Source organism: Luteimonas changyuni (assembly GCF_039548395.1).
Taxonomy (GTDB): domain Bacteria; phylum Pseudomonadota; class Gammaproteobacteria; order Xanthomonadales; family Xanthomonadaceae; genus Luteimonas.
Genome location: NZ_JBCLUZ010000059.1, coordinates 1 through 4,614 on the forward strand (window position 1 = coordinate 1; position 4,614 = coordinate 4,614).

A 4,614-nucleotide genomic window follows, 5' to 3' on the forward strand; every position below is an offset into this window, starting at 1 on the left:
CCGAAGCGCTGGATCAGGGTCACCGCACCGCACTGGGCGCTGGCGCGGTCGATGCCGGCTTGATCGGCCAACCAGCCGGCGATCACGCGCTGCACGATGCCCAGCACCGGGCCAATGGCTTCTGGCTGCGCGCGCGCGTGCAGGACGCCCCCGCCCTCCGGGCACTGGCCGATGCCAGCGCCGACTGGGATGGACGCGCCTCGGTCGACTCGACCGGCTACCGGCTGGTGCGGGCGTGGCGCAACGCGGTCAACGAACGCATTTCGCTCGGACTGCTGGCGCCCGCGCGCGCCGCGCTTGGCGATGCGTTCGAGATGCCGGCGCTGCCCCAGCTGGAGGGCGTGGCCTGGCCGCTGGTGACGCAGCGTCCGCAGCACCTGCTGCCGTCGCAGTACGCGGACTGGGACGCGCTGTTCGAGGAATCTGCAGCCGCCGTGCGCGACGAGCTCGCGCCGGCCGGTCCGCTGACGGAGCGCAGCTGGGGCGAGGCCAACACCGCACGCATCTGCCATCCGCTGGCCCAGGCCCTGCCGGGACCATTGCGCCAGACGCTGTGCATGCCGGCCGACCCGCTGCCCGGCGACAGCCACATGCCACGCGTGCAAGCACCGGCGATGGGCGCCTCGCAGCGCATGGTGGTCGCACCGGGCCGTGAAGCCGAGGGCATCATCCACCAGCCCGGGGGCCAGAGCGGACACCCGCTGTCGCCGTTCTGGGGCGCCGGGCACGAGGACTGGGTGTCGGGACGGCCGTCGCCGTTCCTGCCCGGCCCGGCACGCCATTCCCTCGTGCTGGAGGGGCGCTGAGGGCGCCCGCCGGGGACGATCACCGCGGATTCATCGCCCGTGCGCAAAGTGTTTCCGCATCGTCTCGACCACTCGAAGGAGCCCACCATGGCGATCCGCAGACTCGACATCCTGGCGCTTGCGCTCGGCGTCGGCCTTGCCAGCACGGCGACGACCGCCGCGGCGCAGACCATCGGCTACAACGTCCGCACCGGCGACGTCTGGGTCGACGCGCGCCTGGGCGAGATCAACGACTATGGCCGACGCTACCGCGATCCGTTCATCGACGAAATGCACGGCTACTACGGTGCCCCGCGCCCCTTGCTGGTCGACCTGCTCGACCGTCGTGGCTGGGCGCCTGGCGATGTCTACTACGCCTGCGCCATCGCGCATGCACTCGGGGTGCCCTGCCTGGACGTCGTGCACGAATACGATCGCCATCCGGGCCAGGGCTGGGGCGCGGTGGCGCAGCGCATGGGCATCAAGCCCGGGTCCGCGGCCTTCCACGCGCTGAAGCGCGGCCAGGTCGACACCTATGGCCGCTGGGGCCAGACCGTGGTGATCGATCGCCCGGTGCGGGTCGACTGGTCGCGCTCGGGTCCCGATCGCGGCCATGGCCACAAGGGCAACGGCAACGGCGGCAACAACCGTGGCAACAGCGGCAACAATGGCCGCGGGAACAGTGGCAACGGCAACAAGGGTCGCGGCAACAACGGCAACGGCAATAACGGCAAGGGCCACGGCAAGGACTGAGTCACCATCGCCGATCCGACGACGGCCACCGCCCGCGGTGGCCGTCTGCGTTCCGGGCCCCGCGCCGGTCACCAGCGTCAAGGGCGACCGCATCGTGGCGGAGCCCGAGGGCGGCAGCCTGCTGGTGCATTCCGCGCAGCGACCGCGGCAACATCGCGAAGCAAGGCGCTATCGCGCGGCCGCGTGCACCCCGGCCACCGCCCGCCCCGAAGGATCGGCCGCAGCCGCGAAGGCCGCGTCCCAGGCGATCGCCGCGGGCGACGAGCAGGCGATCGACGGCCCGCCCGGCACCGTCCGCGCGCAGGCTTCGCCCGGGAACGCGGCTTCGAACAGGCTGCGGTACCAGTAGGCCTCGCGCGTGACCGGCGGGTCGTGCGGGAAACGCTTCGCGGCATCGGCGAAGGCGGCATCGCCCACGACCTCCGCGGCCCGCACCTTCAGCGCATCGATCCAGCCATAGCCGACGCCGTCGCTGAACTGTTCCTTCTGCCGCCACAGGATGGACGCCGGCAGCACGCCTTCGAAGGCCTCGCGCAGCACCGCCTTCTCGATCGGCGGGCGGCCGTTAGGGCGCGGCGCGACCATCTTCGCCTCCGCGTCCATGCCCATCGCCAGCTCCAGGAACTCCAGGTCCAGGAACGGAACGCGCGCCTCCACGCCCCAGGCCATCATCGACTTGTTGGCGCGCAGGCAGTCGTACTGGTGCAGGGCGTCGAGCTTGCGCACGGTTTCCTCGTGGAAAGCGTCGGCGTCGGGCGCGCGGTGGAAGTAGAGGTAGCCGCCGAAGACCTCGTCGCTGCCCTCGCCGGACAGCACCATCTTCACGCCCATGGCCTTGATCCGGCGCGCCAGCAGGTACATCGGCGTCGACGCGCGCACGGTGGTGACGTCGAAGCTTTCGATGTGGCGGATCACCTCCGGCAGGGCGTCGATGCCCTCCTCCACCGTGTAGGTGAAGCCGTGGTGCACCGTGCCCAGCGCTTTCGCCGCGATCTCGGCCGCGGCAAGGTCGGGTGAACCTTCCAGGCCGATGGCGAAGGAATGCAGGCGCGGCCACCAGGCTTCGGAGGCATCGTCGTCCTCGATGCGGCGACGTGCGAAACGCGCGGCGCAGGCCGCGACCAGCGAGGAATCGAGACCGCCGGAAAGCAGGACACCGTAGGGCACGTCGGCCATCATCTGCCGGTGCACGGCGGCTTCGAAGGCCTCGCGCAGCGCCGCCGGTTCGACGCGGCGGCCCAGCGTGGCTCCGCGCTCGCGCCAGGGACGCTCGTAGTAGCGGCGAAGTTCGCCGGTGGCGGTGTCGTACCAGTGCCCCGGCGGGAAGACCTCGACGTCGGCGCAGCTGCGGGCCAGCGCCTTCATCTCGGAAGCCACCCACAGCCGGCCATCGCCGTCATGACCCCAGTACAGCGGGCAGACGCCGATCGGGTCGCGGGCGATGATCGCTCGGCCGCGGTCGCGATCCCACAGGGCGAAGGCGAAGATGCCGTTGAGGCGCGACAGCCATGCGCCCATGTCCTCGCAGGCAGCCCGTCGACGGCCCTCCACGCCGTCCATCGTTGCGGCGTAGAGCGCATTGATCACCTCGCAGTCGGAGCCGCTCTGGAAGTCATAGCCGTCGCCGGTCGCGTCCTCCAGCTCGCGGTGGTTGTAGATCTCGCCGTTGACCGCCAGCACCAGCTGGCCATCGGCCGAGCGCAGCGGCTGCGCACCGCCCAGCGGATCGACGATGGCCAGGCGCTCGTGCACCAGCAGCGCGTTGGCGTCGGCGTGCACGCCGCTCCAGTCGGGGCCGCGGTGGCGCTGCAGCGCGGACAGCGACAGCGCGAGGGGACGCAGCACCGAGACATCGGCGCCGGGGCGGAGGTCGAAGATCCCGAGGATCGAACACATGGTGGGGCTCCTTGTGCCGGACGGCCGGCGATGGATGCTCCCTGCGCGGAAAAAGCGAAACCCGCGCCGGGCGCGGGTTTCGGGGGGTATCGCGGTTGCCGCCGCCTAGCCTCCCGCCCACGCCGGGCGCGCACGATTGTTCGAGCCGCGGTTGTTGGCGCGGTCGTTGCGGGCAATGGCGGGGGTGGCGGGGCGGTGCATGGGGCGAACGTAGCAGGGGGATCCGGTGGCGCGCAAGAAGAACGCTTTCCGCGGGATTGCCCGCGTCCGCCCTTCGGGCAACTTCCCCAATTCCGCCGCCCTCACCCGGGGGTATAGGAAGTTCAACCGCCCTTTTTTGCGAGTCTGGCGGGTAGGAAGCGGCCGCGCAAGCGCCGCTTTGGGCACAGATCGGGCACAGATCGGGGGTTCATGCGTGGGTTTTCGACATCGCGGGGCCACGCAGCGGCTCAGTGCGTAGCCATTTCTCACCGAATCCCGGCACAGGGCCGAGCGCAGCCCTGCGGGGTCGTGGCCGCATCGGATCGGATTCTGCTTTCGCTTCCGGTTGAGTGGCCGGCACCTCGTCACGCGGCCGGCGGCGGGGCGCGCGCTGCGGGCCGGTAGTGCGCTTGCTCCAGCGCGCCGTGCTTCTCGAAGTGGGCGAGGATGGCGCGGATGGCGGTGGGTTCCTCGATGCTGGCGACGATCCGTACCGCGCCGCCGCAGTGGGCGCAGGTGGTGATGTCGATGGAAAAGACCCGCTTGAGCCGTTGCGCCCAGCTCATCGCACGGCGCTTCTGCTCGGGGCTGCGCGGCTCGTCGTGGGCGCTGACGTCCACTGGCGCCGCATCGCCCGCAGGCCGCTTGCCGCGCCCCGAGGGTGTCAACTGCGCGCGCAGATTCGCGTTCGGGGCGAATACGCCGTGGAAGCGGGTGAGATGCGCGCGAGGTGGCGGGACCAGTGCGGCCAGCTTGGCGATGAAATCCACCGCATCCCATTCGACATGCGTGGTCCCATTTCGCCACGGCGTCTTGAGCTGATACCGCACCCTACCCTGCGGTGAGATCGACAGCCGCTGCTCGCTGATCGCCGGGCGCGTGATGTAGCGGCACAGCTTTTCGAGCTTGTGGCTTTCGTGTGCTTCCGCGGCCACGCCGGCATGCAGCGAGAAGCCGCCGACCTTGCCGGCGTCGCCCT

The 4,614-nt window shown here is 70.8% G+C and carries 3 protein-coding genes and 1 pseudogene; 2 read left to right on the plus strand and 2 right to left on the minus strand.

What is annotated here, in order from left to right:
* Nucleotides 1-143: 143 nt before the first annotated feature.
* Together WCD84_RS14265 and WCD84_RS14270 are read left to right on the plus strand one after the other, a co-directional pair.
* Nucleotides 144-806: pseudogene (locus WCD84_RS14265) on the plus strand (penicillin acylase family protein); the annotation flags it as partial.
* 87 nt (nucleotides 807-893) lie between these two features.
* Entirely contained in the window at nucleotides 894-1,538 is a 645-nt protein-coding gene (locus tag WCD84_RS14270) for a hypothetical protein (RefSeq protein WP_343281796.1), read from the plus strand.
* 168 nt (nucleotides 1,539-1,706) lie between these two features.
* Here WCD84_RS14270 and asnB read toward each other — a convergent pair whose 3' ends face one another.
* Complete coding sequence (gene asnB / locus WCD84_RS14275; RefSeq protein WP_343281797.1) at nucleotides 1,707-3,434, minus strand: asparagine synthase B; 1,728 nt, start codon at nucleotides 3,432-3,434, stop codon at nucleotides 1,707-1,709.
* Nucleotides 3,435-4,000: 566 nt separating this feature from the next.
* Nucleotides 4,001-4,614: transposase (locus WCD84_RS14280; protein WP_343281798.1), on the minus strand; the 614-nt coding region annotated here is incomplete at its 5' end.